The sequence below is a fragment of the Pseudomonas sp. LSJ-87 genome (assembly GCF_032971465.1).
Lineage (GTDB): Bacteria > Pseudomonadota > Gammaproteobacteria > Pseudomonadales > Pseudomonadaceae > Aquipseudomonas > Aquipseudomonas putida_Z.
On the sequence record NZ_JAWJYQ010000017.1, the window covers coordinates 46544 to 72540 of the forward strand.

At 63.1% G+C, this 25997-nt stretch carries 28 protein-coding genes; 12 read left to right on the forward strand and 16 right to left on the reverse strand.

The genetic code is table 11. The features are described 5' to 3' along the window. Window positions 1–11: 11 nt before the first annotated feature. The 4 genes from RYH74_RS11440 (at window position 12) to RYH74_RS11455 (ending at window position 1527) form a co-directional block, all read left to right on the forward strand. Window positions 12–254, forward strand: coding sequence for a hypothetical protein (locus RYH74_RS11440; RefSeq protein WP_025340715.1), 243 nt, complete (start codon window positions 12–14; stop codon window positions 252–254). 23 nt (window positions 255–277) lie between these two features. Next, window positions 278–541, forward strand: a complete 264-nt coding sequence (locus RYH74_RS11445) for a DUF3077 domain-containing protein (RefSeq protein ID WP_317409415.1) — start codon at window positions 278–280, stop codon at window positions 539–541. A gap of 233 nt (window positions 542–774) precedes the next feature. Next, window positions 775–1053, forward strand: a complete 279-nt coding sequence (locus tag RYH74_RS11450) for a DUF2790 domain-containing protein (RefSeq protein WP_317409416.1) — start codon at window positions 775–777, stop codon at window positions 1051–1053. A gap of 267 nt (window positions 1054–1320) precedes the next feature. Beyond that, the gene (locus RYH74_RS11455) at window positions 1321–1527 is read left to right on the forward strand and encodes a co-regulatory protein PtrA N-terminal domain-containing protein (RefSeq protein ID WP_061303556.1); all 207 of its coding nucleotides are present in this window, start codon (window positions 1321–1323) and stop codon (window positions 1525–1527) included. Window positions 1528–1645: 118 nt separating this feature from the next. Here the strand turns inward: RYH74_RS11455 and RYH74_RS11460 are convergent, their stop codons facing one another. From RYH74_RS11460 to RYH74_RS11470, 3 genes are all read right to left on the reverse strand, one after another. Continuing rightward, on the reverse strand, window positions 1646–2206 hold the full coding sequence (locus RYH74_RS11460; protein WP_317409417.1) for a hypothetical protein: 561 nt from the start codon (window positions 2204–2206) through the stop codon (window positions 1646–1648). Window positions 2207–2514: 308 nt separating this feature from the next. Then, entirely contained in the window at window positions 2515–3567 is a 1053-nt protein-coding gene (locus tag RYH74_RS11465; RefSeq protein WP_286100604.1) for an ADP-ribosylglycohydrolase family protein, read from the reverse strand. 11 nt (window positions 3568–3578) lie between these two features. Next, window positions 3579–3836 carry a hypothetical protein gene (locus tag RYH74_RS11470; protein ID WP_286100605.1) on the reverse strand — a complete coding sequence of 86 codons (258 nt, stop codon included), beginning with the start codon at window positions 3834–3836 and terminating at the stop codon, window positions 3579–3581. Window positions 3837–3955: 119 nt separating this feature from the next. Between RYH74_RS11470 and RYH74_RS11475 the strand changes: the two genes are divergently transcribed. After that, window positions 3956–4831 (forward strand): WYL domain-containing protein, encoded by an 876-nt coding sequence (locus RYH74_RS11475; RefSeq protein ID WP_025340723.1) that lies wholly within the window; start codon window positions 3956–3958, stop codon window positions 4829–4831. 67 nt (window positions 4832–4898) lie between these two features. Here RYH74_RS11475 and RYH74_RS11480 read toward each other — a convergent pair whose 3' ends face one another. Further along, window positions 4899–6437 (reverse strand): MFS transporter, encoded by a 1539-nt coding sequence (locus RYH74_RS11480; RefSeq protein WP_317409418.1) that lies wholly within the window; start codon window positions 6435–6437, stop codon window positions 4899–4901. A 283-nt stretch (window positions 6438–6720) separates the two neighbouring features. Here RYH74_RS11480 and RYH74_RS11485 point away from each other — a divergent pair, with 283 nt between their 5' ends. Continuing rightward, window positions 6721–7584, forward strand: a complete 864-nt coding sequence (locus RYH74_RS11485) for a LysR family transcriptional regulator (protein ID WP_075046443.1) — start codon at window positions 6721–6723, stop codon at window positions 7582–7584. Window positions 7585–7641: 57 nt separating this feature from the next. Here the strand turns inward: RYH74_RS11485 and gabP are convergent, their stop codons facing one another. The 3 genes from gabP to RYH74_RS11500 form a co-directional block, all read right to left on the reverse strand. Then, entirely contained in the window at window positions 7642–9033 is a 1392-nt protein-coding gene (gene gabP, locus RYH74_RS11490) for a GABA permease (RefSeq protein ID WP_317409419.1), read from the reverse strand. 553 nt (window positions 9034–9586) lie between these two features. Further along, complete coding sequence (gudD, locus tag RYH74_RS11495; protein WP_075046445.1) at window positions 9587–10933, reverse strand: glucarate dehydratase; 1347 nt, start codon at window positions 10931–10933, stop codon at window positions 9587–9589. Window positions 10934–10952: 19 nt separating this feature from the next. Continuing rightward, window positions 10953–12305: an MFS transporter gene (locus tag RYH74_RS11500; RefSeq protein ID WP_084785272.1), complete on the reverse strand. Its 1353-nt coding sequence runs from the start codon at window positions 12303–12305 to the stop codon at window positions 10953–10955. 261 nt (window positions 12306–12566) lie between these two features. On the opposite strand from RYH74_RS11500, the gene RYH74_RS11505 reads away from it, so the two are divergent. Beyond that, complete coding sequence (locus RYH74_RS11505) at window positions 12567–13268, forward strand: FadR/GntR family transcriptional regulator (RefSeq protein ID WP_286100609.1); 702 nt, start codon at window positions 12567–12569, stop codon at window positions 13266–13268. A gap of 125 nt (window positions 13269–13393) precedes the next feature. Here RYH74_RS11505 and RYH74_RS11510 read toward each other — a convergent pair whose 3' ends face one another. From RYH74_RS11510 to RYH74_RS11525, 4 genes are all read right to left on the reverse strand, one after another. Continuing rightward, window positions 13394–14404, reverse strand: coding sequence for an NAD(P)-dependent alcohol dehydrogenase (locus RYH74_RS11510; RefSeq protein ID WP_317409420.1), 1011 nt, complete (start codon window positions 14402–14404; stop codon window positions 13394–13396). A gap of 164 nt (window positions 14405–14568) precedes the next feature. Next, the gene (locus RYH74_RS11515) at window positions 14569–15159 is read right to left on the reverse strand and encodes an HAD family hydrolase (RefSeq protein ID WP_025340732.1); all 591 of its coding nucleotides are present in this window, start codon (window positions 15157–15159) and stop codon (window positions 14569–14571) included. Next, on the reverse strand, window positions 15156–16025 hold the full coding sequence (gene tesB / locus RYH74_RS11520) for an acyl-CoA thioesterase II (protein ID WP_075046449.1): 870 nt from the start codon (window positions 16023–16025) through the stop codon (window positions 15156–15158). The genes RYH74_RS11515 and tesB overlap by 4 nt, the downstream gene beginning before the upstream one ends. A gap of 96 nt (window positions 16026–16121) precedes the next feature. Then, window positions 16122–16691, reverse strand: a complete 570-nt coding sequence (locus tag RYH74_RS11525; RefSeq protein WP_317409421.1) for a GNAT family N-acetyltransferase — start codon at window positions 16689–16691, stop codon at window positions 16122–16124. Window positions 16692–16870: 179 nt separating this feature from the next. Between RYH74_RS11525 and RYH74_RS11530 the strand changes: the two genes are divergently transcribed. The 3 genes from RYH74_RS11530 to RYH74_RS11540 all read left to right on the forward strand — a co-directional run bounded on the left by RYH74_RS11530 (window position 16871) and on the right by RYH74_RS11540 (window position 20063). Next, window positions 16871–17563 (forward strand): histidine phosphatase family protein, encoded by a 693-nt coding sequence (locus RYH74_RS11530; protein ID WP_317409422.1) that lies wholly within the window; start codon window positions 16871–16873, stop codon window positions 17561–17563. A gap of 195 nt (window positions 17564–17758) precedes the next feature. Beyond that, window positions 17759–18673, forward strand: a complete 915-nt coding sequence (locus RYH74_RS11535) for a histone deacetylase (protein WP_015271914.1) — start codon at window positions 17759–17761, stop codon at window positions 18671–18673. Window positions 18674–18821: 148 nt separating this feature from the next. After that, entirely contained in the window at window positions 18822–20063 is a 1242-nt protein-coding gene (locus RYH74_RS11540) for a TIGR03862 family flavoprotein (RefSeq protein ID WP_317409423.1), read from the forward strand. A gap of 116 nt (window positions 20064–20179) precedes the next feature. Here RYH74_RS11540 and RYH74_RS11545 read toward each other — a convergent pair whose 3' ends face one another. Both RYH74_RS11545 and yedA read right to left on the reverse strand, forming a co-directional pair. Further along, a complete protein-coding gene (locus tag RYH74_RS11545) occupies window positions 20180–21511 on the reverse strand; it encodes a DEAD/DEAH box helicase (protein WP_013974320.1) in 1332 nt (443 codons plus the stop codon). A gap of 55 nt (window positions 21512–21566) precedes the next feature. Continuing rightward, on the reverse strand, window positions 21567–22487 hold the full coding sequence (gene yedA, locus RYH74_RS11550; protein ID WP_286100611.1) for a drug/metabolite exporter YedA: 921 nt from the start codon (window positions 22485–22487) through the stop codon (window positions 21567–21569). 154 nt (window positions 22488–22641) lie between these two features. On the opposite strand from yedA, the gene RYH74_RS11555 reads away from it, so the two are divergent. After that, window positions 22642–23091 (forward strand): Lrp/AsnC family transcriptional regulator, encoded by a 450-nt coding sequence (locus tag RYH74_RS11555; protein ID WP_015271918.1) that lies wholly within the window; start codon window positions 22642–22644, stop codon window positions 23089–23091. Here the strand turns inward: RYH74_RS11555 and RYH74_RS11560 are convergent. The 3 genes from RYH74_RS11560 to RYH74_RS11570 all read right to left on the reverse strand — a co-directional run bounded on the left by RYH74_RS11560 (window position 23088) and on the right by RYH74_RS11570 (window position 25099). Further along, window positions 23088–23693: a PolC-type DNA polymerase III gene (locus RYH74_RS11560; RefSeq protein ID WP_013974323.1), complete on the reverse strand. Its 606-nt coding sequence runs from the start codon at window positions 23691–23693 to the stop codon at window positions 23088–23090. The genes RYH74_RS11555 and RYH74_RS11560 overlap by 4 nt on opposite strands. Before the next feature lie 8 nt (window positions 23694–23701). After that, a complete protein-coding gene (locus RYH74_RS11565) occupies window positions 23702–24181 on the reverse strand; it encodes an NYN domain-containing protein (RefSeq protein WP_075046455.1) in 480 nt (159 codons plus the stop codon). A gap of 162 nt (window positions 24182–24343) precedes the next feature. Continuing rightward, window positions 24344–25099: a DUF2076 domain-containing protein gene (locus RYH74_RS11570; RefSeq protein WP_317409424.1), complete on the reverse strand. Its 756-nt coding sequence runs from the start codon at window positions 25097–25099 to the stop codon at window positions 24344–24346. A gap of 166 nt (window positions 25100–25265) precedes the next feature. Here RYH74_RS11570 and RYH74_RS11575 point away from each other — a divergent pair, with 166 nt between their 5' ends. Then, window positions 25266–25922, forward strand: coding sequence for a YciC family protein (locus RYH74_RS11575; RefSeq protein ID WP_317409425.1), 657 nt, complete (start codon window positions 25266–25268; stop codon window positions 25920–25922). Window positions 25923–25997 lie beyond the last annotated feature (75 nt).

Here is a 25997-nt window from a genome sequence, read left to right on the forward strand (position 1 = left end):
TGGAAGCAATCATGTTGAAGATAGTCCCCGATCCACCCCACCATCTCCATTCCCTAGAAGACACCATCATGTTGGCCTCGGACTACGCGCTCTGTGCAGAAGCCGTAGCGCAGCAGGCAATGCTGATGCAGCCGCGATCGCCAGCGTCACTGTTGATCATGGCGTCGATGCACGAGCTTGAAGCCCTGCGCAAATTACTCGAATCAGCGCTGGCGCAAATACACAAACCAGCGGGCCCGCAAGCCGTGCACTGAATCACTACCAGGGAGATTGATCAATGGCCAACGAAGACACCCAATGCACAGTCGGTAAAACCATCTTCTACCAAGGTGAAAACCAGACCCATCCACTGTTCCGCATCGAACCCGGCATACCTTGCCAGAACGCCCGTGAACAAGCCTCGGAACTGATCGGCTACGCGCGGGACCTGACCATCGACGGCCTGATGGAAGACAAACCGAAGCTGATCTGGGCCGCGCACTACCTCTGCGCCTTGGGCAAAGCACTGCTGGATGATGCCGAACTCGGCATGATGCGCTGAACCCCGCACTGCCCTTCCCCGTGCTCAGCCAACCTCAAAAACGGACTTCGCCCAACAGATACGGGGGTCAAAGGACGAATGGTCGAAATGTGTCAGGCACGGGGAATTGCTGGGAGTTTTTTGCCACTACTGGCGTTTCAGCCAAGCGCGTTCGTCGTGGTGAAATGAACTTCACTTTCTCGGCGTGTCAGATTAGGTCCTTGTCAAGCGAACTTCAGTAGAGGTACAGCCTTATGAGCATGGCCACAATTGTAAGTGCCGTGATTTCCAGTCTCGCACCAAGTGTCTTTGACCATAACAGCCGGCAAGAACCCGGCGCGCATATCTCGGCCGTCGAATACCACTACGGGATGAACATCGATGTGAAACGCGTATTGCAACGCACCGATACAACCGACAAGACCGGTGTAGTACCGGTAACCGTAGTTTATGAAGACAGCAAGGGCGAGATTCACAAGATCCGCTTCCTCGAATGGGGTGGAAGCCCCGCAGCCCCTACTGGCGTGGCCTGATCCGCCCAACGTTAAAGCCCCCCCCCCAGAAACGGAAGTCAAACCTCGTACGCATTCAGTGCGAATGATGTTTCCATCACCTGAAAACGGATATGAGCGAATGATTAAAAGTTCATTCGCGAGAAACACCATTATCTTGAAAGCCTAATTCTGCAAGTTAATTACCAGAATAGCTGAAATTCAATTTCAGCCAACAACAGCACACTCCAGCCAAACAGTGCTGGGTCATGCTGAGCAGTTCACAAAGTTTTACTTGAGGATATCCAGATGAAAACCATGAAAGTTCTCTTCGTTGCCGCCGCCCTGACCGCTTCTACTCTGGCGATGGCCTCCGGCGGTGGTGATCGGACCTTCGCACGCATGGAGTCAGCCCGCAAAGCCTCGATGCAGGCCTTCCAGCTCGCAGAGAAACAGAAAGCAGAAGCCGCTGTAGCTGAAAGCAAAGCCAAGCCAGCCAATGACGCCAAGGGCTGACCGGTATAGCGGCAGGTGACACCGTTGAGGCTGTACGCGCTCTCCTGCCATTCGTCATACGTGCGCTCGACCGCCACGCTGCTGAAAGGATGCGTGACGTTATGGCGTGTCACAGCCACTATGAAGCCGTAGTTTCCATGGTGCCTGCCGTGCTGGCGACCACAAGCGCCACGATGCAAGCCAGCAAAGCGAATGCCGTGAACACCGCCATCACATGCATGCATGGCATGACATGGTTCCAGGCTCGGGCTACCCCCAGAAAGGCGGCGAACAGCCAACCACTCATGGAGAACGCCCCCAAGAGTGCAAGGCGACCGCGATCGGAACCCGGTAACAAGACGAAAGGGGCTTTTTGCAACAACGGGAAGCCGATGCGATGTAAAAGACCGCCGTTCAATGTCAGCAGCCTGACAACCGCAACCTTGGCCCAGAGCTTCTGGTTGAGCAAATACGCTGCGCCCTCGAGAAGATATCCCTGAAGTATCAACAGCAGACCACTGCCCCAAAGAGCCAGTAACGCGAGGGTGGCAATTTTCCTGGTTTCTTCCAGGTACTCATGCTTTGCCTGATCCAGCGCTTCCTTGCGCCAACTCCAAAGCTTGTGATCGGCAAGCAAGACCCTACCGAGGGCAATACAGGTGGCGAGCAGATGAACATACACGAGGAGCATCTTCAGCATTATTTTTATGACCTTCTTTTTATATGGACAATGCTTTCCTTGCGTCCTGAAATTTAATCTTAATGATACCGATTAACAGCTGCAACATAAAGTTTCAAAACCACCCGGCCAGCATCTTGACGGATTGGTCTACTTTTTATAGGCGTCTCGGCTAACAGGTTCAGTGGCGATCAGGCGATCAACAGGCTCATCGACGAATTTCAAGTGGATATCAATATCATCCACTCGACTCGAGAACCGGGGGCGGGCTGTAAAACGAAACGTCCCGGCTCCTCGGCCCCCGTGCAAACTCATGGCCTTCACTGCGTTCAACTACCCGGATAAGCCAGTTCGATCTGCTGATCGAACTCCCCGCCAACCCCACAATACTCCCGCGGAATGCGCTCGATATCTTCGGCTACCTGCGCAATCACCTGGCGCAGTTCCAGGTGCTCGAGCCAGCGGCCAGGAATAGCTGCAGCACCATGTTGCGCACCCAGCAAGTGCCCGACGACCAGCCCCGTACTGCTGCTGTCGCCGCTGTGATTCACCGCCATGGCTACCCCTTCTTCGAGTGACCGAGCTGTCAGCGCACACCACAACCCAACCGCCAGCACCTGGTCAGCGACCCAAGCAGCGCCAAAATCGTCAATGCGTTGCGGGGTGGGTGCATAGCCCTCGTAATAGAAGAACAACACGCGCTCGATCAGGCTGCGCGTTTCCTCCATGCCAGGCACCTGCCCGTACCTGGCCAGGCTCTGAGTCACAGCGTGCTCCACGCTATCTTGTCGATCGACAATGCGCTGGAGAATGTCGGCGAACAGACCTGCCGCCAGGTAACCGGTCGGATGCCCGTGCGTCAGTCGCCCGGACTGCGCTGCGTAGTCAAATGCATGGGCAAAGAATGCACAGGGTGCAACCCGTACCAGGGCACCGCAGCCCTTGCTGTTGTTTTCGGCAACCGCACCCAGCCGCCCGCTGCTCTTGAGCGCATTCAGGCAAGTTGCATCGGGGGCGCGGCGCGACCAGAGCTCCAGGTGCTTGATCAGCCAGCCATCCGTGGTCACCGGTATCGTCGAGGGGTAATCCTGTGTCATCAGCCAGCGCAGCAACGCGTGATGAATAATGCTGGGAACATGACAGCGCTGCCGTGAGCTCCCAAGCACATAAGCCCGCAGCAAGCCTTCTGCGGTGAACAGCATCATCTGCGTATCGTCGCTGATCGCACCGGTGATGCCGTAGGCCGGGGCAAGATCAATGATGCCCTGCGCGCCAAACCTGGCCTTGATCACAGGCCACTCGAGAAACTCCACGGGGGCGCCAAGCGCGTCTCCCACTGCGCCACCCAGCAGGCAGCCTTTGATCCGTTCAAGTCTGTTCATGTCTTCCCTTGTCACTCTTCTGCAGAGACCAGGTTCTGCAAAAGCACCAGCTTGCTTTGCAGCTGCGCGATGTGCGCTTTGTCGGCGCGCTGTTCCGCACGTAGCTCCCGGTTTTCCATCTCCCATATCCGCGCCCAACGCGCGTCCTGGCGACAGGCGAAAACCAGGTGCCAGATTTCTCGCAACCGCAGGTACTGCATCAGGAGCACCACCAGGATCACCCCGATCAACACCAACGCTCCTGTTGAAACCGCTTCAGACATGGTCATGTCCACTTCCTTTCGTGACTTCAATTTATTTCGAAGACAGGAACACGATATGTAGTGTTTAGTGACAGGTCTAGAATGTAGACTTATACAGGTAAAGTTATCGCGCACATGGAGAGGGTATGAAACGCAAGCAATCCATCGAGCAGGTACGCTGGGACCTGGCACTTCGCTATCGCTTGATCGAGACCGTTGCCTGGTGGGAAGGCCGGCTGACCACGGGCCACCTGATGCAGAGCTTTGGCATCAGCCGCCAGCAGGCGTCGAAGGACATCAATACCTACATCACCGAACATGCGCCCAAAAACTTGACATATGACAAGCAGCTCAAGGGCTATGTACCAAGCAAGCAGTTCAAGCCGCTGTTCATCGACGACAGCGCCAGCGCCTACCTGCACCTGCTTTATCAGAACAATGAGCGGGCCCCGCACATCGACGGGTTGGCACTGGCCTATGCGCATACCCGGGTGCTGGAAGTGCCGGACCGGCCTATTCGCCCGGAAGTGCTGCGCCCCTTGCTCAAGGCCTGCCGTGAAGGTTTGCGCCTGGAAACCGAATACGTGTCCTTCAACACCCCCAACGTGGAAGTGCGCCTCATCGCCCCGCACACGCTGGTCTACACCGGCATGCGCTGGCACGTGAGGGCTTACTGCGAAAAGAACGGCCAGTATCGCGACTTCGTCCTCAGCCGCCTGCGTGGGCAGCCAGACTTGCTCGACCAATCGCCGAACACCCGCGAGCAGGATGAAGACTGGAATGTCGAGGTGCCGGTCATCTTCGAACCTGACGGGCGATTGAACGCGGCGCAGAAGGCAATCATCGAAACCGACTTCGGCATGACGCAGGGGCAACTGGTGGTGCCCAGCCGCAGGGCGCTGGTTAAGTACGTGTTGCAGCGTTACCAGATCGACCACCGCAACCTGGCAGTACTTCCCGAGGCGCAGCAACTGGTGGTGAGCAACCTCAAGGAACTGAAGCCATGGCTGTTGAATGACTGATTGTCGAATGCCGCGACGAGGGGCTCGATGCCCCCAGTCGCTGTGTCGTGGTGTCCCGCCGCACGTTTCATGATCGCCCCTCGGCCAGCAACACCTCCGGCATGGCCGGCAGCGGCCGGCTCAGCAACACGCCGACCAGCATCGCGAACAGCAGCGCCGCCACACCAGCGACCTGCAACACGGCTTCGAAGCCCCCGATGAACGCCTGGCGGGCCAAGGGTGCCACCGTTTCTTGCAACCCGGGCTCAAGCAACGCCAACGCCGCCTGCAAATCACCCGCAGCAACCCGCGTAACCATTGCGGCAACCTGGCCCGATTGCCCAGGCGCCACGGCAGCCATGGCCTCATACAGCAACTGCCCACTACGTGCAGCCAGCACACCACCCAGCCCACCGATGGCCAGCACGATCGCCCCGAACCGCGTGGTTGTACTCAACCCCGAAGCCATGCCGGTACGCTCACGCGGCACGCAAGCCATGATGTTCTTCTGCGTATCGCCATTCAGCAGCCCGGCACCAGCACCCAGCACCAGGCTGGCCAGGGCGAATACACCGTAACCGCCCTGCTGCGTGGCCCAGGCACACAGCAGGTTACCCGCACCGACCAATACCAGGCCGAGTGCGAACACTTGCGCCGGGCTCAAGTGTGCAGCCATGCGCATGCCCAGGCGTGGCGTCAGCAGCATGGCCACGGCAAACGGCAGCATGCCCGCCCCTGCGGCCAGGGCCGACAGCTGCAGGCCGTTCTGCAAGTACAGTGGCAGCAGGGTCATCATCACCTGGGCGCAGGCCGCGTAGGCGAACATGCCCAGCAAGGCACCAACGAAACGCCCGCTGCGCATCAGCCGCAGGTCGATCATCGGCCGATCCTGGCTGCGTTCGACCATGACGAACAGGCCGAACAGGAAGGCGCTGATCACCAGCCGTCCCAGGGTTTGCGCACTGCCCCAGCCCACCTGGTTGGCATCGATCATTGCCCAGATCAGGTAACCCAGGCTGCCGGCGAAAGTCAGGCTGCCCCATGGGTCGAGCCGGGCCGCAGTGCTGTCACGGGACTCTTCGACACTGCGCAGCACCATCACTGCGAGCACTGCCACCAACGGCAGGTTGATGTAGAAGATCCAGCGCCAGCCAAGGGTGCTGGTGATCAACCCGCCCAGCAGCGGCGCAAAGGTGATGGTGGCGCCCATGCAGGCGCCCCAGAAGGCCCAGGCGCGCATGCGTTCCTGGGGTTGGTGGAAGCGGTTGCCGATCGCGGCCAGTGCCGAGGTCAGCAGCAGCGCCGCGCCAACGCCCTTGGCTGCCCTGGCCAGGTCGAGGAACAGCAGGTTGGGCGCCGCGCCACAGGCCAGCGAGGCGATGCCGAACAGGGCCAGGCCGAGCAGCAGCATGCGGCGGCGGCCAAAGCGGTCGGCCAGGCTGCCAGCGGGCAGCAGGCAAGCGGCAAAGGCCAGCAGGTAGGCGCTGACCACCCATTCGATATCGGCGAACGAGCCGGACAGGTCGCGGGCGATGCTGGGCAGGCTGACCGCGACGATGTTGGTGTCGAGGATGATCAGGGCGCAGACCAGGGAGGCGGTGAGCAGGGTGAAACGCGCAGAGGGCATGGTGAGGCTCCGGATGCAGGGCTGGTTGGTCAAATCGCCGGGGCTGCCTTGCAGCCCATCGCAGGCAAGCCAGCTCCTACAGGGACCGCACCGCCTTCAAGGATTGCGCAATACCTGTAGGAGCTGGCTTGCCTGCGATGGACCACAAAGCGGTCCCCTGCAATTCCCCGGCAGCCTTTGCCGCCAAGCCATCAGCCTTGTAGTGTTGGCCTCACCATAACGCCGCCAGCCCCCAGGCTTGTTAGCCCCGGCGGCCCGCGTCATTACCCTGCAGGTAACACCCATGGAAATCCGCCATTTCCGCTACTTCCTCTGCGTCGCCCGCCACGGTCATTTCACCCGTGCCGCCGAACAGCTGGGGATCGCCCCGCCCACCCTCAGCCGGCAGATCCAGGACATGGAGCGCGAGCTGGGCGTGCGCCTGTTCGAGCGTAACCAGCGCGAGGTCAACCTCACCGCAGCGGGCCAGGCCCTGTTGGTCGAGGCCGAACATGCCGTGCGCCAGTTCGATGCTGCACAACTGGGCGCGCAACGGGCGGCCCGAGGCGAAAGCGGGCGCATAGAACTGGGCTATGTGGCCTCGGCCGCGTACTCGGGCATGCTCCAGCAGCAAGTCAGCCGCTATAACGAAACCTGCCCCGGCGTGCGCCTGAACATTCGCGAACTGCCCATGGCCGAACTGCCCGGCATGGTCCGCGACGGCCTGCTCGACCTTGCCTATGTGCGCTCGCCGATGGAGCTACCCGAGGAACTCGAAGCCATCGCCTTGCACCAGGAAGGTTTCGTCCTCGCCCTGCCCGCCAGCTCACGGATAAATGAAGTGCCGCAGATCCCGGCCTCGCGCCTGGCCAATGAAACCTTCATCCTGCCCGAACAGATCTCCGGCACGCTGGAGGTGGCCGCACAAGGTGGTTTCGTCCCGAGGCTCGGCCCCCAGCCGGGCAGCCTGGTGGCGGTGATCACCTTGGTGTCACTCGGCCAAGGCATCGCAGTGGTGCCGGAATCGGTGGTGCAACGCATCAGCCTGCCGCAGGTGAACTACCGGCGTATTGTCGACTGCCAGGCCAGCTCGTGGCTTAGCCTGATCCACCGGCGCTTCGAGAAAGCGCCGGCGGCAATCAGATACATCAAGATGATGAAAGGCTGAAAAAACAAAGGGCACCCATCCACTGGTGCCCTTTGCCCTACCGCCAGGTGAACTCAATCACCCCATCGAACGCACCCCCACAGGTTGCGCATTGCCCCGCGTGGTCACGATCCCCAGGAAGGAAATCACGATCGCCAGGCCCAATGTCGAGCTCACTTCTGCCCGGTGTTCAGGCGTGAACATCATGACCGCCAGTGCTCCGCCAATGAACAGGATCACCGCCCAGGTCAGGTACGGGAACAGCCACATGCGGAACTTCAGCTCGGTGTTTTCCCGCTCCAGGCGGCGGCGCATGCGCAGCTGCGAAATGGCGATGACCATGTACACCAGCAAGGCAATGGCGCCGGAGCTGGCCAGCAGGAACTCGAACACGCCCTTCGGCGCGAAGTAGTTGAGGATGGCAATGGCCGCGCCGATCAGCGTGCTGCCGAATACCGCAGCGCGTGGCACACCGACCCTGGAGGTCTTGTTGAGCATGGCCGGTGCGTCACCGCGCTTGGCCAGCGAGTACATCATCCGCGAGGCAATGTAGATCGAAGAGTTCATGCAGCTGGTCACTGCCACCAGCACCACCAGGTCGACCATGAAGGCCGCGTTGGGGATGTTCATGATCTCCAGCGCACGCTGGTAGGAACCCACCACCGCCAGCTGCGGGTCGTTCCACGGCACCACCGAAATGATCACGAAGATCGACAGGATGTAGAAGGTGCTGATGCGCCAGATCACCGAGCGAGTGGCCTTGGCGATGTTGCGCGACGGGTCGCTGGATTCGGACGCGGCGATGGTCACCGCTTCGGTGCCGATGAAGCTGAACATCACGGTGATGAACGCACCCACCACGGCCGACCAGCCCTTCGGCGCGAAGCCGCCGTGCTCGGCCATCAAGCCGCTCAGGCCGCTGACCTCGCGGTTGGGCAGCCAGCCCATCAGTGCGGCGAAACCCAGGCCGATGAAACCGAGAATGGCCGTGACCTTGAGAATGGCGAACCAGAACTCGAACTCACCGTACTTGGCCACGCTGAACAGGTTGGTACCAGCCAGCAGCAGCACCGAAGCCAGGGCGAATATCCAGCTGTCCACCTGCGGGAACCAGGCGTTCAGCACATGCCCGGCGGCCAGTGCTTCGATCGGGATTACCAGTACCCAGAACCACCAGTACAGCCAGCCGATGGTGTAGCCGGCCCAGCGGCCGATGGCCTGCTCGGCGTAGGTGGAAAACGATCCGGTGTCCGGGTGTGCCACGGCCATTTCGCCGAGCATGCGCATGACCAGTACCACCAGGGTCCCGGCCACGAAATAGGAAATTATGGTAGCTGGCCCGGCTGCCGCGATGGCGTGGCCAGAGCCGACGAAAAGTCCGGCGCCGATGATGCCGGCGATAGACAGCATCGTTACATGACGTGGCTTGAAACCTTGTGCAAGGTTGCCATCAGATCCCACGGTGTTCATTGATGTTGTTCTCTTTTTGCTGACACAAGGATGGACGGGCAGGTGTAGGCGAAAATATCTCCTTTGAAATCAATAAGTCGACACGTTACTCGCGCTCTGTTGTTGATATTTGGCACGCGTCACAGAGCAACGTGTCAGTGCAGGTCGGGCTTCATTTAAGCCCCGCAGGGCTGTGGGAAATTACACGAGAACGCCCCGGAACTGTTCGATCACGACAGGGCATTTCCACGAACGCCAGATGTCGCGAATGGCATGCCCGATCGCGTCACCAGGCCGTCTGGAGCTTTTGTTTTTCATTTGGGTGTGTTTATGGCTGTACTGGCCCTTTCGCGGGCTCGCCCGCTCCCACAGGTACTTCACGCCCCTCAAACCTGTGGTGTACCTGCGGGTGCAGGCAAGCCCGCGAAAAGGCCGGTGCAGGCATCACCACTTTCTGCCAGCCACAAAAAAGCCCCGGTCTCCCGGGGCCTCTGTTGCCAGGCGTCTGCCTACGCCTGCCCGGTACGCTCGAAGCACCGGACTAGCAACAGGAATCGCGAAAGGGCCCTATGCCTCAACGCACCAGGCAAGGCCGCTTGTTATCGAAGCTCCACCCCGGAATCAGGAACTGCATTGCCACGCTGTCATCCCGCGCGCCCAACCCCATGTTGCGGTAGCACTCATGCGCCCTGGCCAACTGGTCTTCATCCAGCTCCACCCCAAGCCCTGGCCGCGCCGGCACGTGCACATGCCCGTCGACGATGCGCAGTGGTTCGCGGGTCAGGCGCTGGCCGTCCTGCCAGATCCAGTGGGTGTCGATCGCAGTGATTTCACCCGGCGCCGCAGCCGCCACCTGGGTGAACATTGCCAGCGAGATATCGAAGTGGTTGTTGGAATGCGAACCCCAGGTCAGCCCCCAGTCGTTGCACATCTGCGCCACCCGTACCGAACCCTGCAAGGTCCAGAAGTGCGGGTCGGCCAACGGAATGTCCACCGACTGCAACTGGATCGCATGGCCCATCTGCCGCCAGTCGGTAGCGATCATGTTGGTGGCGGTGGGCAGGCCGGTGGCACGGCGGAACTCGGCCATCACCTCACGGCCCGAATAGCCGTTCTCGGCACCGCACGGGTCTTCGGCGTAGGCCAGCACATCGTGCTTGTCGCGGCACAGGGCAATGGCCTCCTTCAATGACCAGGCACCATTCGGGTCGAGGGTGATGCGGGCTTCGGGGAACCGCTCGGCCAGCGCCGTTACCGCTTCCATCTCCTCCTCGCCGCGCAACACCCCGCCCTTGAGCTTGAAGTCGCTGAAACCATAGCGCGCCTTGGCGGCCTCGGCCAGGCGCACCACCGCGTCCGGGGTCAGGGCCTTTTCGTGGCGCAGGCGGAACCAGTCGTCCTCGGCATCGGCTTCGTTGCGGTAGGCCAGGTCGGTCTGCTGGCGGTCGCCGATGTAGAACAGGTAACCGAGCATCTTCACCGCCTCGCGCTGCTGCCCCTCGCCCAGCAGTGCCGCCATCGGCACGTTCAGGTGCTGGCCGAGCAGGTCGAGCAGCGCCGACTCGATGGCCGTCACCGCATGCACGGTGATGCGCAGGTCGAAGGTCTGCAGGCCGCGACCAGCCGAGTCACGGTTGGCGAAGGTCTGGCGCATGGCATTGAGCACGCGCTGGTAATGGCCGATCGGCTGGCCGACCACCAGGCTGCGGGCGTCCTCCAGTGTCTGGCGGATCTTCTCGCCGCCCGGCACCTCGCCCAACCCGGTATTGCCGGCGCTGTCACGCAGCACCACCACGTTGCGGGTGAAGAACGGGCCATGGGCACCACTGAGGTTGAGCAGCATGCTGTCGTGCCCGGCGACGGGGATCACGCGCAGATCAGTGACCACGGGGGTGCTGGTGTGAAGGGTCTGCATGTTCATGGTTGTTGTCTCGCAGTCATCAATGGCTCTGACCCAGGGCCGAAGGGGCCTTGAGGTCATCGGAAGGGACGCCCTTTGGGCGAGTGCGTACGAAGAAGATGGCAATGGCCGCCAGCACCGAGGTCACCGCCAGGCCGTACAGGCCGCCCTGGATCGAACCGGTCTGCTGCTCCAGCAGGCCGAAGGTGGTGGGGGCGACGAAGCCGCCGAGGTTGCCGACCGAGTTGATCAAGGCGATCACCGCAGCGGCGATGCGGGCATCCAGGTAGCCCTGCGGGATCGGCCAGAACAGTGACGACGCCGACTTGAAACCGATGGCCGCGAAGCACACCGCGACAAAGGCGAACACCGGCCCACCCGTGGTGGACATGAACATGCCGATGGCAGCGATCACCAGCGCACCTGCGACCCACGCCTGCTGGAACTTCCAGCGCGCCGAGCCGGCGGCGAAGGCATACATGGCCAGGATCGAGATCAGCCACGGGATCGAGTTGAAGAAGCCGACCTGCAGGTCGCTGAGGTCACCCATGCGCTTGATGATGCTCGGCAGCCAGAAGGTGGCGGCGTAGATGGTCAGCTGGATGCAGAAGTAGATCAGGCAGAACAGCAGGATCTGGCGGTCCTTGAGCAGGCTCCAGGCCGATGGCCTGACCGCGCCGACCGCTTCGCGCTCAAGCTGCTCGCGATCGATGGCGCCCACCAGTGCTTCCTGCTCGGCCTGGCTCAGCCACTTGGCGTCCTGCGGCCTGGAGTCGAGCCAGAAGAACACGAAGAAGCACAGCGTCACCGAGGCCATGCCTTCGATGAACAGCATCCACTGCCAGCCATGCATGCCCAGGCCCTGGATCTGCATCAGCGCGCCGGCCAGCGGCCCGGAAATCAGCGACGCCAATGCCGAGCCGCTGAGGAAGATGGCAATCGCCTTGCCACGCTCGGCGGCCGGCAGCCAGCGGGTGAAGTAGTAGATCACCCCGGGGAAGAAGCCCGCTTCGGCAACCCCCAGCAGAAAGCGCAGCACGTAGAACTGGGTTTCGTTCTGCACGAAGGCCATGGCCGTGGCCACCAGCCCCCAGGTGAACATGATGCGGGTCAGCCACAGCCGTGCGCCGACCTTCTGCAGCAGCATGTTCGAAGGCACCTCGAACAGCGCGTAGCCGATGAAGAACAGGCCGGCGCCAAAGCCATAGGCCGCGGCGCTGATGCCCAGATCGCTTTCCAGATGGGGGCGGACGAAGCCGATGTTGACGCGGTCCAGGTAGTTGACGATGAACATGATGACGAACAGCGGCAGGACGTGGCGCTTGACCTTGGCCACGGCGCTGGGCAGGGCGTCGCCTTCATTTCGGGCAGACGGAGCGAGGGTATCGTTCACTTGCGGATCTCCCACTAATTGTTTTTGTGCGGGTCGAGGTTGTCTGACATGGCAGTGGGGAGGAGCATATGCGCAGCGCAGTTGTACGACAAGATCACCAACATCGGCAAAATCACAAAATACAAGCAACCACAAAGCCTATATGCGTCGATCTTGCAAAAACAGACAAACTACTCGCTGGCTTGAACGCAGGAAAAATCGGCAAGAAATATTTTTATCGATTAACTTGTCGTACAAGTACAGCAACAATCGGATCACACCATGGCCACCGAACAAGCCCACAAACGCGGCCACAGCCGTGCCCATGACCTGGTCTCCAGCCTGACCCAACAGATCTTGCTGGGTACCTTCAAGCCAGGCGACAAGTTGCCCTCGGAAAACACCCTGGTGCGCGAGCATGGGGTCAGCCGCACCGTGGTCCGCGAGGCCCTGTCGAAATTGCAGGCTTCGGGGCTGGTGGAGCCACGCCACGGTATCGGTACGTTCGTGATGGAGCGCCAGGCCCAGGCCGGCCTGCGCATCGCTGCGGAAAGCGCGGCGAATGTGCGCGACCTGCTGGAGCTGCGCATCGGCCTGGAAGGCCAGGCCGCCGCCTTGGCCGCGCTACGCCGTGACGAGGGGCACCTGAGGCGCATGCGCCAGGCGCTGGATGACTACCAGGACCTGGCCGCCGCCGGCGACAGCTGCATCGAGGCCGACCGGCGCTTTCACCTGTTGATCGCCGAGGCCTCTGGCAACCTGTACTTCACTGAAATGCTGTTGCAGCTGGGCAACGGCCTGATCCCGCGCAACCGCATGGCCCTGGCCGAACGCAGCGGGGCGAAGCTGGCGCGGCAGGCGTACCTGGCCAACCTCGAGCATGAGGCGATCCTCAATGCCATCCGCCGGCAGGACCCGGATGCGGCGCGGGCGGCGGTGTGCCTGCACCTGTCCAATAGCCGCGACCGGTTGTTGCCGGACTAGGGGCCGCTGCGCGGCCCGATCGCCGGCAAGCCAGCTCCCACAGGGGTAGCGAATGGCTTGAGGCCGATGCGGTCGAAGTGGGAGCTGGCTTGCCGGCGAATGGGCTGCAAAGCAGCCCCCGGCCATTACCAGGTCAGGCAGATCTTGCCGAAATGCCGGTTGCTCTCCTGATAACGGAACGCCTCGACGATCTGTTCCAGCTCGAAATGCTTGTCCACCACCGGCCGCAGGCCGTTGGCATCGATCGCCCGCACCATCGCCTGCTGCTGGGCGCGGCTGCCCACCAGCACGCCTTGCAGGCGAATCTGCCGTACCAGCGCCTGCACCAGTGGCAACTGCCCGGCCACGCCGGTGAGGATGCCGATCAACGACACATGCCCACCAATGCGCGCGGCAATCATCGATTGCTCCAGCGTCGCCGGGCCACCCACTTCGATCACATGGTCGACGCCGCGGTTGCCGGTCAGCTCGCGCACTTTCTCACCCCACGCCGGGGTGCTCTTGTAGTTGATCAGGTGGTCGGCACCCAGGGCTTTCAGGCGCTCAAGCTTGGCGTCGCTGGACGAGGTGGCGATCACCGTCGCGCCGGCCAGCTTGGCAAACTGCAGGGCGAAGATCGACACACCGCCAGTGCCCTGCACCAGCACCGTATCGCCGGGCTTGAGGTGGTCGTCGCTCATCAACGCACGCCAGGCCGTGAGACCGGCCGTGGTCAGCGTGGCAGCTTCTGCATGGCTGAAGCCCTTGGGCGCCAGGGTGAAGGCGGTGGCGCGAGCGGTGACCTGTTCACGGGCGTAACCATCGATACCGTCGCCGGGCACCCTGGCGAAGCCTTCCACATTGGCCTGGCCGTCGAGCCAGTCGGGGAAGAAGGTACTGACCACATTGTCGCCGACCTGGAACTCGGTGACGCCGCTACCCACCGCGACCACTTCGCCAGCGCCATCGGCCATGGGGATGCGCCGCTCGCTCGGGCCCCACATGCCGCTGACCACGGCGAAATCGTGGTAGTTGAGAGAGCTGGCGTGCAGGCGCACGGTGATTTCGCCGGCCTGGGGTGCGAGAGCCTCGCTGGTACCGACCTCGACCTTGTCGTAGCCGCCGCCGGGTTGTACGTAGATGGCCTTGCTGGTCATGGATAGGTCTCCTTCAGGGAAAAGATTGGGGTTCAGCATAGACAGGTCCGGCCTGTTCGCGGGCTTGCCCGCTCCCACAGGATCTTCACCACCCTCAACAGCAGTGCAGTACCTGTGGGAGCGGGCAAGCCCGCGAAAGAGGCCCGCACAGGCGACACAAAAACTCAGCCCAGCATCACCTTCAATGCCCGGCAATCGGCCGCATGCCAATCCACCAGCTCCGGCCACGGATTGTCCGGCAGGTTCACCAGCACCGTGCGCGCCCCTGCGGCCCGCCCACAGTCCAGGTCAAACCGGTAATCCCCCACCATCACCAGCTCACCCGGTGCCACACCCCAGGCATTGGCAATCTTCAGCAGCCCATCCGGGCTTGGCTTGGGCGCCGCTTCGTCACGCCCCAGAATGTGCTCCACCGGGAAGCAGTCCGCCAGGCCGATGGCCTCCAGCGTCACATGCGCCAACTCGCGGGCATTGCGGGTCAGAATGCCCAGCCGGCAACCACGCTGGGCCAGTTCGCGCACCAGTTCCACCGCCCCGGTGGCCGCCGTGGAGGCAATCGCCAGGTCACGCTCGTGCTCCAGCAGCCAGGCATGCTTGGCCGCCGCCTCGTCCGCCGGCAAGGCTGCCAGGTGGGTGAGGATGTCGTGCTCGGCCGGGATATCCAGCGCTACGCGGATGGCGGCAAAATCGTGCACGGCCACGGTCAGGGTGCCGTCCATGTCGAACACCCAGTTGCGCACCTCGCCCAGGCTCATGCCCAGTCCTTGCGATGGCGAATCAGGCCTTCCTGGCACGACGACGCCACCAGTTGCCCGGCCTGGTTGAAGATGCTGCCGCGGCAGAAGCCACGGGCATTGCCCGCCCAGGGGCTGTCGGTGGCGTACAGCAGCCACTCGTCGGCACGCAGGTTGCCATGGAACCACAGCGAATGGTCGAGGCTGGCGATCTGCATGTCACGCTGCCACACCGATTTGCCATGGGGCAGCAACGCAGTGGTCAGCAGGCCGAAGTCCGAGGCGTAGGCCAGCATGTATTTGTGCAGGGCGGGGATATCGGGCAGGTTGCCATCGGCGCGGAACCAGGCGTACTTCACCGGGTCGCCAGGCTGGGGGTTGAACGGGTCGCGCTCGGTGACCGGGCGGATCTCGATCGGCTTGGCGCACAGCACCTTGTCGCGAATGCGTTCGGGCAACTGGTCGGCCATGGCCCGGGCCAGCTCGACTTCAGTGGGCAGGTTCTCCGGGCCGACCACCTCGGGCATCTGTGCCTGATGCTCGAAACCGTCCTCGTCGTACTGGAACGAGGCGCTGCAGGTGAAGATCGGCTGGCCCTTCTGAATCGCCGTCACCCGCCGGGTGCTGAAGCTGCCGCCATCGCGCACGCGGTCCACCGAATACACCACCGGCAGGCTGGCATCGCCAGGGCGCAGGAAGTAGCCGTGCAACGAATGCACATGGCGTGCATCCTCGACCGTCTGGCTGGCCGCCGACAACGATTGGCCCAGTACCTGCCCACCGTACAGCTGGCGGAAGCCCAGGTCCTGGCTGCGGCCACGGAACAGGTTCTCCTCGATGGACTCGAGGCTCAACAGGTCGACCAGGTCGTCCAACACATGACTCATCGGGGGTTCTCCTAGCAAGGCAAACAGGTCTCTACAGCACTCTTATGAAGGCAAATGATACAGGGTTTGTCATTCGCGCCGGGCATGGCCATGCATTCAGGCGCGCAGGGTACGTTCCCAGTTTGCGCGGTTGATGCGGTACAGCACATGCGGGCGCAGCGGATGGCCCACGGGCAGGCGGGGGTGTTCGAAAATACCATTCAGGTCCTGCTGCATACCGATGGCCTGCATGACCTTCTGCGAGGGCAGGTTGCTCTCGCTAGTGAACGACACCACCTCCTCCAGGCGCAATTGGGCGAAAGCACAGCGCAAGCAGGTCCACGCCGCCTCGCTGGCGAAACCCAGGCCCCAGTGGCGGCGTGCCAGGCGCCAGCCGATCTCCACCGCCGGCGCAAAATCGGCATCGAAGCCCACGTGCAGCAACCCGGTCATGCCGATGAAGGCACCGCTGTCCTTGCGCTCCAGGGCCCACAGGCCAAAGCCGTACTCATTGAAATGCCCGCGCACGCGGCCGATCAGCGCGGCTGCCTCCACGCGCGTCAGCGGCGCCGGGAAGTAGCGCATCACCTGCGGGTCGGCACACAGGGCGGCGAACTCGCGCAAGTCGTCGTCATGCCATTGGCGCAGCACCAGCCGCGCGCTTTCCAGTTGCAGGATAGGGGTCATCGGGCGTGCTCCGGTTTTACCGTCTTGCAGTTTACAGCGTAGGCGCGGGTGCAGGTTTCACCCAGCCGGCGCAGCCGAATGCAATTTTCACACGCCCTTCACCGCCCCCCGACAGGCCTGTTGGCAGGATGCCAGCCAATACCGCCGCGCCAGCCGCGACCATGCCAACGGAGCAACGCATGCTATCGAGCAACACCTTGGGGCACCCAGCCATCCACGCCCGGCGCAAGCGACGCCTGACCCACAAAGCCCTCGGTGCCGCCCTTGGCCTGTGCATGGTCGTGGCGGCGTTGAGCACCTGGCTGGCGACGAGGACGCACATCGTGGACCTTGGCAACGAACGACAATTGAGTGACAGCGGCCTGCTGCAGGACTGGGCCGACGGTGCAGTGATCGTGATGATCCGCCACGCCGAGCGCTGCGACAGCGCCCCCGGCCCGTGCCTGGACGACCCCACCGGTATCACCGTGGCCGGCAGCCAGGCTGCCGGACGTGTTGGCCAAGGGCTGCACCAGCTGGGCCTGAACAACGCCGATATGCTCAGCAGCCCGAAACTGCGCACACGGCAAACCGCGCATTTCATCCTTGGCCAGGCGGTGGCCAGTGAGGACTGGCTGGAAAGCTGTGACAGCCAGTTCGCCAGCGAAGCGCTGGCACACAAACGACCGGGGCATAACCTGGTGCTGGTGACCCACAACGGCTGCATCGACCATTTTGCCCGCCAGCAGAAAGTTGCGGGGGGCGAGCGTGAGAGCGGCTATGCCAGTGCGCTGTTCGTTTCGGTGGACGGCAATGGCAAGACGCGCATCCTCGGCCGCCTGAACGAGCCGGACTGGAAACGGGTGCTGGCCAGTACCACGAAACAGCACTGACGCCGCTCCGGCCTGCCAGGGCAACTGCCTTGCACTGCCTTTTCTGGCCTCATCGCCGGCAAGCCAGCTCCCACAGGTATCCCATAGCCTTTTCGCCTTGTGCAGTACCTGTGGGAGCTGGCTTGCCGGCGATTGGGCAGCAAAGCTGCCCCAGCCATGGCAAGATCAGCACTGGCCCCGATTGCGACCCCACCCATGCCGTTGCCGCTGATCTACCACGAAGACTACAGCCCGGAGTTCCCTGCCGAACACCGCTTCCCCATGGACAAGTTTCGCCTGCTGCACGACCACTTGATCGACAGCGGGCTGACCACCGACCAGGCCCTGCTGCGCCCGGACATCTGCCCCAACGACATCCTCGCCCTGGCCCACGACCGCAGCTACATCGAGCGCTACATGAACGGTGACCTGTCCCGCGAGGACCAGCGCCGCCTCGGCCTGCCCTGGAGCGAGGCCCTGGCCCGGCGTACCGTACGCGCCGTAGGCGGCTCGCTGCTGAGCGCCGAGATGGCGCTGCAGCACGGCATCGCCTGCCACCTTGCCGGCGGCACCCACCACGCCCATTACGACCACCCTGCCGGCTTCTGCATCTTCAACGACCTGGCCGTGATCAGCCGCTACCTGCTGGAGGCTGGCCGGGTACACCGGGTACTGATCTTCGACTGCGATGTGCATCAGGGTGACGGCACCGCGCGCATCCTGCACGACACACCAGACGCCATCACCGTGTCGCTGCACTGCGAACAGAACTTCCCGGCGCGCAAGGCACAAAGCGATTGGGACATCCCCCTGCCGCGCGGCATGGGCGACATGGCCTACCTGAAGGTGGTGGACGACGCCCTCAACTACCTGCTGCCACTCTATCGACCCGACCTGGTGCTGTACGACGCCGGGGTCGATGTGCACAAGGACGACGCCCTGGGCTATCTGCAACTGACCGATGCAGGCGTTGCCGCCCGCGACGAAGCGGTACTGCGCCACTGCCTGGGCCGCGACATCCCGGTGGTGGGCGTGATCGGCGGTGGCTACAGCAAGGACCGCGCAGCCCTGGCCAGGCGCCATGGCATCCTTCATCACAGCGCGGCACGCGTCATCGGTTGTTCACAATGACTGTGGAACCGCTTGTGGATAACCTGCGGGAAAGGCGCTGCAGCCCTTTACAGGCAAGGCTTGCAGAGCACTGATCATTTTTTGAGCAGTGCTTCTGCAGGCCGCGCTGCGCTAGAATGCGCCTCTTTTCCACAGCCTGCTGCCCACCATGCCTGATCTGAGCCCCGCCTCCCCTCCCCTCGCTGTCGTCATCGGCGGCGGCCCAGCCGGCCTGATGGCCGCCGAAGCACTGGCCCAGGCGGGCCTGGCGGTCGAGGTGTTCGATGCCATGCCTTCGGTGGGCCGCAAGTTCCTGCTGGCGGGTGTCGGTGGCATGAACATCACCCATTCCGAGCCCTACCCGGCGTTCGTCAGCCGGTATGCCGAGCGCCAGGGCAAAATCGCCGCGCTGCTGCACGACTTCGATGCCGACGCCTTGCGCCAGTGGATTCACGGCCTGGGCATCGAAACCTTCGTAGGCACCTCGGGCCGGGTATTCCCCACCGACATGAAAGCGGCGCCACTGCTGCGCGCCTGGCTCAAGCGCCTGCGCGACAGCGGAGTAGTTATCCACACCCGTCACCGCTGGTTGGGCTGGAATGCCGAAGGTGCATTGCGGATTGCTTATCCACAAGGCGAGCGCCTGGTGAAGGCCGCCGTGGTGGTGCTGGCGCTGGGTGGCGGCAGCTGGGCGCGACTGGGCTCGGACGGTAGCTGGCAGCCGCTGCTGGCCGCACGGGCTGTGGATATCTCGCCCTTGCAGCCCAGCAACTGCGGTTTTGAAGTGGCAGGCTGGAGCGCGCTGCTCAAGGACAAGTTCGCCGGTGCGCCGTTGAAGAACATTGCCCTCAGCGTTCCCGGCAGCGCGCCGCGCAAGGGCGAGTTCATCCTCACCGCGCAGGGTGTGGAAGGCAGCCTGGTGTATGCATGGTCAGCGCCGGTGCGCGAGGCCATCAACCGTGAGGGCCACGGGGTGTTGCTGCTCGACCTGTTGCCGGACAAGCCTGTGGACAAGATTGCCCAGGCGCTGGCCAAGCCACGGGGTTCCCGCTCGATGGCCAAGCACCTGCACAGCCAACTGGGTATCGATGGGGTCAAGGCTGCGCTGTTGCGCGAGCTGACCGATCAGGCGACCTTTGCCGACCCTGGTGCCTTGGCGAGGGCGATCAAGGCATTGCCGATCACGCTGGTGCGCACGCGGCCGCTGGATGAGGCGATCAGCAGCGCGGGCGGGGTGCGTTTCGAGGGGCTGGATGAGGGCTTGATGGTCAAGGGCATGCCGGGGGTGTTCTGTGCCGGCGAGATGCTGGACTGGGAGGCGCCAACTGGGGGATATCTGCTGACGGCGTGCTTTGCCAGCGGCTTGCGCGCCGGGCGGGCGGCGGCGGATTGGCTCAAATCCAAAGGCTGACACTGTCCCCTGTGGGAGCGGGTTTACCCGCGAACACGGGCGAAGCCCGTGCCATGCACCGAGTTGCATTCTTCGCGGGTAAACCCGCTCCCACAGAGTCCGCGTACACTGCAAATCTACGGCTTACGCTTGCGCGCCCCACCATTGAAGCTCGGCACCTTGCGCACCGCCTTCACCGCCGGCTCCGCACTGCCTGATTCAGCGCTGTCCATCCAACGCCCCAACCCGCGCTTGGCGCTGTTTTCCTTCGGCTTCTTGGGCTTCTTCGGCTTCTTGATCACCTGGCCACTGGCGTCGGTCATCGGCACCCGGTGGTCAGGGATGAAGTCCGGCTCTTCATGACGCGGCAGGGTCTGCCGGGTCAGCACTTCGATCGCCGCCAGCAGCTGCACTTCATCCGCACACACCAGCGAGATCGCCTCGCCCTTGTTGCCCGCCCGCCCGGTACGCCCGATGCGGTGCACGTAATCCTCGGCAACGATCGGCAGGTCAAGGTTGACCACCAGCGGCAAGTCATCGATATCCAGGCCGCGGGCCGCCACATCGGTCGCCACCAGCACCTGGATTTCGCGGGCCTTGAAGCTGTCCAGCGCGCGCTGGCGGGTGGCTTGCGGGCGGTCACCGTGGATACCGTCGGCATTCACACCCTCGGCCAGCAAGCGCTCCACCAGTTGATCGACGCCATTGCGGGTCTTGGCGAACACCAGCACCTGCTTCCAGCGCTGCTTGCGCAGCAGGTGGCAGAACAGGTCGACCTTGCGCTTTTTATCCACAGGCACCAGCCACTGCTTGACGCTGGTGGCCGTGGCATTGCGCGGGCTGACTTCGATGCTCAGCGGGTCGTTCAGGGCCAGCCCCGCCAGCATGCGGATCTGGTCGGAGAAAGTGGCGGAGAACAGCAACGTCTGGCGCTTGCGTGGCAGCGCGGCGTACACCGACTGCAGCTCTTCGGCAAAGCCCAGGTCGAGCATGCGGTCGGCTTCGTCCAGCACCAGGGTCTGCACCTGGTTGAACTTCACGGCGTTCTGCCGGAACAGGTCGAGCAAGCGCCCCGGGGTGGCCACCAGCAGGTCGACACCACGGCGCAGGCGCATCATCTGCGGGTTGATGCTGACCCCGCCATACACCGCGTAGGTACTCAGCGGCAGGTTCTCGGCATACTCGCGCACGTTGTTGTGCACCTGCTCGGCCAGCTCACGGGTGGGTACCAGCACCAGTGCGCGGATCGAGTTGCTCGCCACCTTCTCGCCTTCCAGCGCCAGGCGCTGCAGCACAGGCAGGGCAAAGCCCGCGGTCTTGCCGGTGCCGGTCTGGGCCGCGGCCATCAGGTCGCGGCCGGCCAGCACGGCGGGGATGGCCTTGGCCTGCACCGGGGTCGGGGTGGTGTAGTCCAGTTGCTGCAGGGTGCGCAGCAGCGGTTCGATCAGGCCGAGTTTGGCGAAATTCATGGCAATACCGTCAGGGGGTTCAGCGAAGGCGGCAAGTTTACCGCATCACCCCTGCCTACTTGCAGATTTCGCCTTTCAACGGCTGCACCTGCTCAGGTGCCTTGCGCCACTGCGGCAGGCCAATCAGCACCACCGCGCCGATGATCACCGCCATGGCCACACATTCTTCGGCACCGATCTGCTCACCGGCAAAGACGATGCCCAGCAGCACGGCCACCGCCGGGTTGACGTAGGCATAGCTGGTGGCAGCTGCCGGGCGCACGTGCTTGAGCAGGTACATGTAGGCACTGAACGCCAGGATCGAACCGAAGAACACCAGGTAGGCCAGTGCCCCCCAGCCGGCAGCGGTCGGCATCTGCGTTATGCGCTCGCCAGACAGCACGCTGCCGAGCAGCAGCACAGCGCCACCAACGAGCATTTCCGCGGCGCTGGCCATGGGCCCCTGGGGCAGCGGCAAGGTCTTGCTCCACACCGAGCCGAATGCCCACGACGCTGCCGCAAAGATGATCAGCGCCGCGCCAATCGGGCTTGCCTGCAGGTTGGAGCCCAGGTTTAGCAGGCCGATACCCACCAGCCCGAGGGCGATCCCCGCCCACTCCAGCTTCGAATTGCGGTGCCCGAACAGCAGGCCGAACAGCAAGGTGAACAGCGGCACCGTCGCCACCGCCAGCGCCGCCACGCCCGAGGCCACACCGGCATGCTCGGCCACGGTCACGCCACCGTTGCCACAGCTGAGCAGCAGGAAACCGATCGCCCCCGCAGCCCGCCACTGCGGCCAGGTCGGTGCCGGCACACCGCGCCAGCGCAAGAAGCCATACAGCAGGCCCCCGGCAATCAGGAAGCGCACCCCGGCCATGAGCATCGGTGGCCAGCTCTCGACGCCTATGCGAATGAACAGGTAGGTGGAGCCCCAGACCAGGTACAAGGCCAGGAAAGCGCCAATGAGCAACAACGGGAAGCGACGGGAGGCAGGCATGGGAAACACTCGAAATCCGTTTACGGGTGGCTTAGTTTAGAAAGGCCACCGTGTAAACTTAAGTTACAAAACAGCTTTAAATCACCCGAACACTTTGCATTGCATGGTTATTCGGATGCTTTTCAATCGAATCGAAACCAAGCAGGAATAACCCATGGACAAGTACGACCGCATGCTGCTCGCCGCCCTGCTCGACAATGGCCGCGCCACCTTCGCGCAACTGGCGCGCCAGGTGAACCTGTCGGCACCGGCGGTGGCCGAGCGGGTGGCCAAGCTCGAGGCCAGCGGGGTTATCACCGGCTACCAGGCCAAGGTCGACATGAGCAAGATCGGCCTGCCGATCCAGTGCGTGATCGAACTGCGCCTGGCCAGCCACGGCAACCAGCAGGCCTACGAAGCGTTGACCCAGATCCCCCAGTTGACCGAATGCCACCGGGTAACCGGCGACCCCTGCGTCATCATGCAGGCAGCGGTGGGTTCGATGCCGGAGCTGGAAGAACTGATCAACCGAGTCGCGCAGTTCGGCTTCAGCAAGACCTCGATCATTCTCTCAAGCGCTGTGGAGCGGCGGGTGCCGCTGGCGCAACTGGAGAAGAAGCCCTAACAGTACCTGGCCAGAGCTTCACGAACCTTGGCGGCCGGGGTTTTCTGCAGGCGGCAGAGCAGGTCGTGCGAAAGCTGCTGTACACCGTGGCTCTGGCGCAGCACGCCAGCCAGATGTTGCAGCAGGTTGGCGGCCATTTCGGCATCGGCCATGGCACGGTGCGCGGTACCGGTATCCGGCAGCCCGGCCCAGCGGGTCAAGGTGCCCAGCTTGTGGTTCGGTGCCGCTGGCAACAGGCGCCGTGACAGCAGCAGGGAACAGGCGAAGGCCTGGCTGCGGCTACGGCCGATGCGGCTTAGTTCGTAGTCCCAGAACTTCTGGTCGAAGGCGGCATTGTGTGCCAGCAGCGGGGTACCACCAACGAACTCGGCCACTTCGTTCATCACCTTGTCCACCGGCGGCGCACTGCGCAGCATGGCGGTGGTGATGCCAGTGAGCCCGGCGACGAAGGCCGGTACCGGCACACCCGCGTTCATCAGGCTCTGGTAGCGCTCGACGATGCGCCCGCCCTCCAGCATCACCACCGCCACCTCAGTGGCGCGGCAGCCGGCGCCGGGGCTGATGCCGGTGGTTTCAAAGTCGATGACAGCGATACGTTCCATGAAAAATCTCAGTGTTTTAGCAACAGCGCACCCTCGATGGGCACATAACGGGTGGCGGCACGGATCAGCGACAGTGCGGTAAGCCCGGGCACACCATACACCACCGCCTCGGTGCCATGGCGCTGTATCACCCGCTCCAGCAGCAGGTCGAAATCACCATCGCCGGAGGCCAGTACCACTTGGTCGACGCGGCTGGCGGCGTCGATCACATCCAGGGTGATACCCACATCCCAGTCACCTTTGGCCGAGCCATCGCTGCGCTGGATGAAGGGCTTGAGGCGCACATCGAAACCGAGATTGCGCAGGATCTGCTGGAACTGCTGCTGCTTGCTGTCGCCACGGTCGATGGCATAGGCCACGGCCTCGACGATCTGGCCTTCGCGGCTGACATCGGTCCACAGGGCGGTGTAGTTGAAGTGGCAGCCGTGGGCCTGGCGCACGGTGTAGTAGAGGTTCTGCACATCGGCGAACAGCGCGATCTTTTTCACCTTGGAACCCCTTGGTCGGCCTGGAATGCTGGGGGCTGCCTTGCAGCCCTTTCGCGACACAAGGCCGCTCCTACAGGGGTTCGCGTACCCTTGCAGGAGCGGCCTTGCGTCGCGAAAGGGGCGCAAAGCGCCCCCAAAATTGCCAGCAGTATGCCAGACCTGTCAGACGTACGAATCGTCGTCCGAGAAGAACCCACCATCATCGCTGCCATAATCGCTGTCGGCATAACCACCCTGGTCGCTGCCCCAACCACTGTTGTCAGCCACCTGCTGCTGCGCCCCCGAGTCATTCCAGCCACCGCTGTCGCTGGCCGGCGCCGGCTCTTCCTTGATCACCTCTACCACCTCCTCCGGCTGCGAGTTGTGGTTGAACAGGCTGCTGATGCCCTGCGCCAGCAACACACCACCCGCCACACCGGCCGCAGTCTGCATCGCACCGCCGAGGAAGCTGCTGGCACCACTGCGTGCCGGCGCAGCGCCAAAACCAGGCTGCTGCGTTTGTGGCTGGGAAAAGCCCGGCGCCGACGGCTCACGCCAGCCACCGCCAGATGCCACGGGGGCTGCAGCTGGACGCTGCGGTTGCACGGCCGGGGCCGCATTGCGCCCAGACGAACCAAAGATGCTGGACAGGAAACCACCACCGCCATTGCTCGGCGCGCTGCCGGCACGGGCGGCCTCGGCCTGGGCACGGGCCTGCTTCAGTTCGGCCTCCAGTTGCTTGTTCTGCTCGTCGAGGCGCTTGATCGCTGCCTCCTGCACCAGGATCGCCTGGGCCATGTAATAAGGCGCCGCCGGCTGCTGACGCACATGTTCCTCAATGCATGCCTGGGCCTGCGCATCGCGTGGCTGGCTCGGGTCCTCGGCTTGCTTGAGGCGGCCGAACAGGCCGTCGATCAGGGTTTGTTCTTCAGAATTCATGGGGCGGCCTCGTGGGGTAGCGGACAACGGACACCGTCAAAGATGGGGCGTACAGGCGTGGGATTCAATCACCGGCGGCGTGAAACTTTTTTCAGCAAGTGACAGCCCCAGGCCTGCTTTGGGCTAAAGTTATGCCCCTGTTTTTACTGCCATGCGATGTAGACCGATGAATCCGCTGAGCGTCCTGCGCGACTCCCTGTACTTCTTCCGCCGCCACCTGCCGAACATCCTCCAGCTGTGCCTGCCGCTGGTGGTGCTGGAAGCCTTGCTCACCCAGCTGGTGTACCGGCAGATGGGCGACCAGGCATCGCCGGCCTACGGCATGCTGATCAGCCTGCTGTTCTACCCGCTGTACAGCGCCGCGCTGATCCTGTACCTCGACACCCGCAGCAACGGCCAGGAAATCGCCAAGCGCGACCTGTTCGCCCGCGCCCTGCAACTGTGGCCGCAGCTGGCCCTGCTGATCCTGATCAGCTCGCTGCTGATCATGGCCGGCCTGGCGCTGTTCATCTTCCCGGGCGTGTGGATCATGATCAACCTGGTGTTCGCCGAGTACCTGCTGGTACTGCGCGGCCGGCCGGTGGTGCAGTCGATGCGCGACAGCGCAAGCATGACCACTGGGCACTTCATGCGCATCATGATCTGCGTGCTGGGTGTGCTGGCACCGATCTGGCTGATCGACGGGCTATTGCTGATGGCTTTTCCCGAACCCTCAGCGGGTGCCGAACTGGCCATGGACAGCCTGAGCGGCTTCCTGCAGCTGTTCAGTACCGTGGTGCTGTATCGCCTGTTCATGCTGCTGGAAAGTGAAGCCGGGGCTTGAGGCATCTGGGAAAATCTTCATTCTGCTCGCACGCCCGACGGTGGCATTAGTGTAAACACACCTTCAATGCCATTA

Excerpts from the sequence above, each read along its gene's own strand:
- RYH74_RS11535 (WP_015271914.1), top strand. The coding sequence starts at position 17,759 with ATGCCGTTGCCGCTGATCTACCACGAAGACTACAGCCCGGAGTTCCCT.
- RYH74_RS11440 (WP_025340715.1), top strand. The coding sequence starts at position 12 with ATGTTGAAGATAGTCCCCGATCCACCCCACCATCTCCATTCCCTAGAA.
- RYH74_RS11470 (WP_286100605.1), bottom strand. The coding sequence starts at position 3,836 with ATGACCATGTCTGAAGCGGTTTCAACAGGAGCGTTGGTGTTGATCGGG.
- RYH74_RS11575 (WP_317409425.1), top strand. The coding sequence starts at position 25,266 with ATGAATCCGCTGAGCGTCCTGCGCGACTCCCTGTACTTCTTCCGCCGC.
- RYH74_RS11525 (WP_317409421.1), bottom strand. The coding sequence starts at position 16,691 with ATGACCCCTATCCTGCAACTGGAAAGCGCGCGGCTGGTGCTGCGCCAA.
- RYH74_RS11560 (WP_013974323.1), bottom strand. The coding sequence starts at position 23,693 with ATGGAACGTATCGCTGTCATCGACTTTGAAACCACCGGCATCAGCCCC.
- RYH74_RS11555 (WP_015271918.1), top strand. The coding sequence starts at position 22,642 with ATGGACAAGTACGACCGCATGCTGCTCGCCGCCCTGCTCGACAATGGC.
- RYH74_RS11545 (WP_013974320.1), bottom strand. The coding sequence starts at position 21,511 with ATGAATTTCGCCAAACTCGGCCTGATCGAACCGCTGCTGCGCACCCTG.
- RYH74_RS11570 (WP_317409424.1), bottom strand. The coding sequence starts at position 25,099 with ATGAATTCTGAAGAACAAACCCTGATCGACGGCCTGTTCGGCCGCCTC.
- gabP (WP_317409419.1), bottom strand. The coding sequence starts at position 9,033 with ATGAACACCGTGGGATCTGATGGCAACCTTGCACAAGGTTTCAAGCCA.
- RYH74_RS11515 (WP_025340732.1), bottom strand. The coding sequence starts at position 15,159 with ATGAGCCTGGGCGAGGTGCGCAACTGGGTGTTCGACATGGACGGCACC.
- RYH74_RS11485 (WP_075046443.1), top strand. The coding sequence starts at position 6,721 with ATGGAAATCCGCCATTTCCGCTACTTCCTCTGCGTCGCCCGCCACGGT.
- tesB (WP_075046449.1), bottom strand. The coding sequence starts at position 16,025 with ATGAGTCATGTGTTGGACGACCTGGTCGACCTGTTGAGCCTCGAGTCC.
- RYH74_RS11480 (WP_317409418.1), bottom strand. The coding sequence starts at position 6,437 with ATGCCCTCTGCGCGTTTCACCCTGCTCACCGCCTCCCTGGTCTGCGCC.
- yedA (WP_286100611.1), bottom strand. The coding sequence starts at position 22,487 with ATGCCTGCCTCCCGTCGCTTCCCGTTGTTGCTCATTGGCGCTTTCCTG.
- RYH74_RS11530 (WP_317409422.1), top strand. The coding sequence starts at position 16,871 with ATGCTATCGAGCAACACCTTGGGGCACCCAGCCATCCACGCCCGGCGC.
- RYH74_RS11540 (WP_317409423.1), top strand. The coding sequence starts at position 18,822 with ATGCCTGATCTGAGCCCCGCCTCCCCTCCCCTCGCTGTCGTCATCGGC.
- RYH74_RS11445 (WP_317409415.1), top strand. The coding sequence starts at position 278 with ATGGCCAACGAAGACACCCAATGCACAGTCGGTAAAACCATCTTCTAC.
- RYH74_RS11510 (WP_317409420.1), bottom strand. The coding sequence starts at position 14,404 with ATGACCAGCAAGGCCATCTACGTACAACCCGGCGGCGGCTACGACAAG.
- gudD (WP_075046445.1), bottom strand. The coding sequence starts at position 10,933 with ATGAACATGCAGACCCTTCACACCAGCACCCCCGTGGTCACTGATCTG.
- RYH74_RS11460 (WP_317409417.1), bottom strand. The coding sequence starts at position 2,206 with ATGCTGAAGATGCTCCTCGTGTATGTTCATCTGCTCGCCACCTGTATT.
- RYH74_RS11475 (WP_025340723.1), top strand. The coding sequence starts at position 3,956 with ATGAAACGCAAGCAATCCATCGAGCAGGTACGCTGGGACCTGGCACTT.
- RYH74_RS11505 (WP_286100609.1), top strand. The coding sequence starts at position 12,567 with ATGGCCACCGAACAAGCCCACAAACGCGGCCACAGCCGTGCCCATGAC.
- RYH74_RS11455 (WP_061303556.1), top strand. The coding sequence starts at position 1,321 with ATGAAAACCATGAAAGTTCTCTTCGTTGCCGCCGCCCTGACCGCTTCT.
- RYH74_RS11465 (WP_286100604.1), bottom strand. The coding sequence starts at position 3,567 with ATGAACAGACTTGAACGGATCAAAGGCTGCCTGCTGGGTGGCGCAGTG.
- RYH74_RS11450 (WP_317409416.1), top strand. The coding sequence starts at position 775 with ATGAGCATGGCCACAATTGTAAGTGCCGTGATTTCCAGTCTCGCACCA.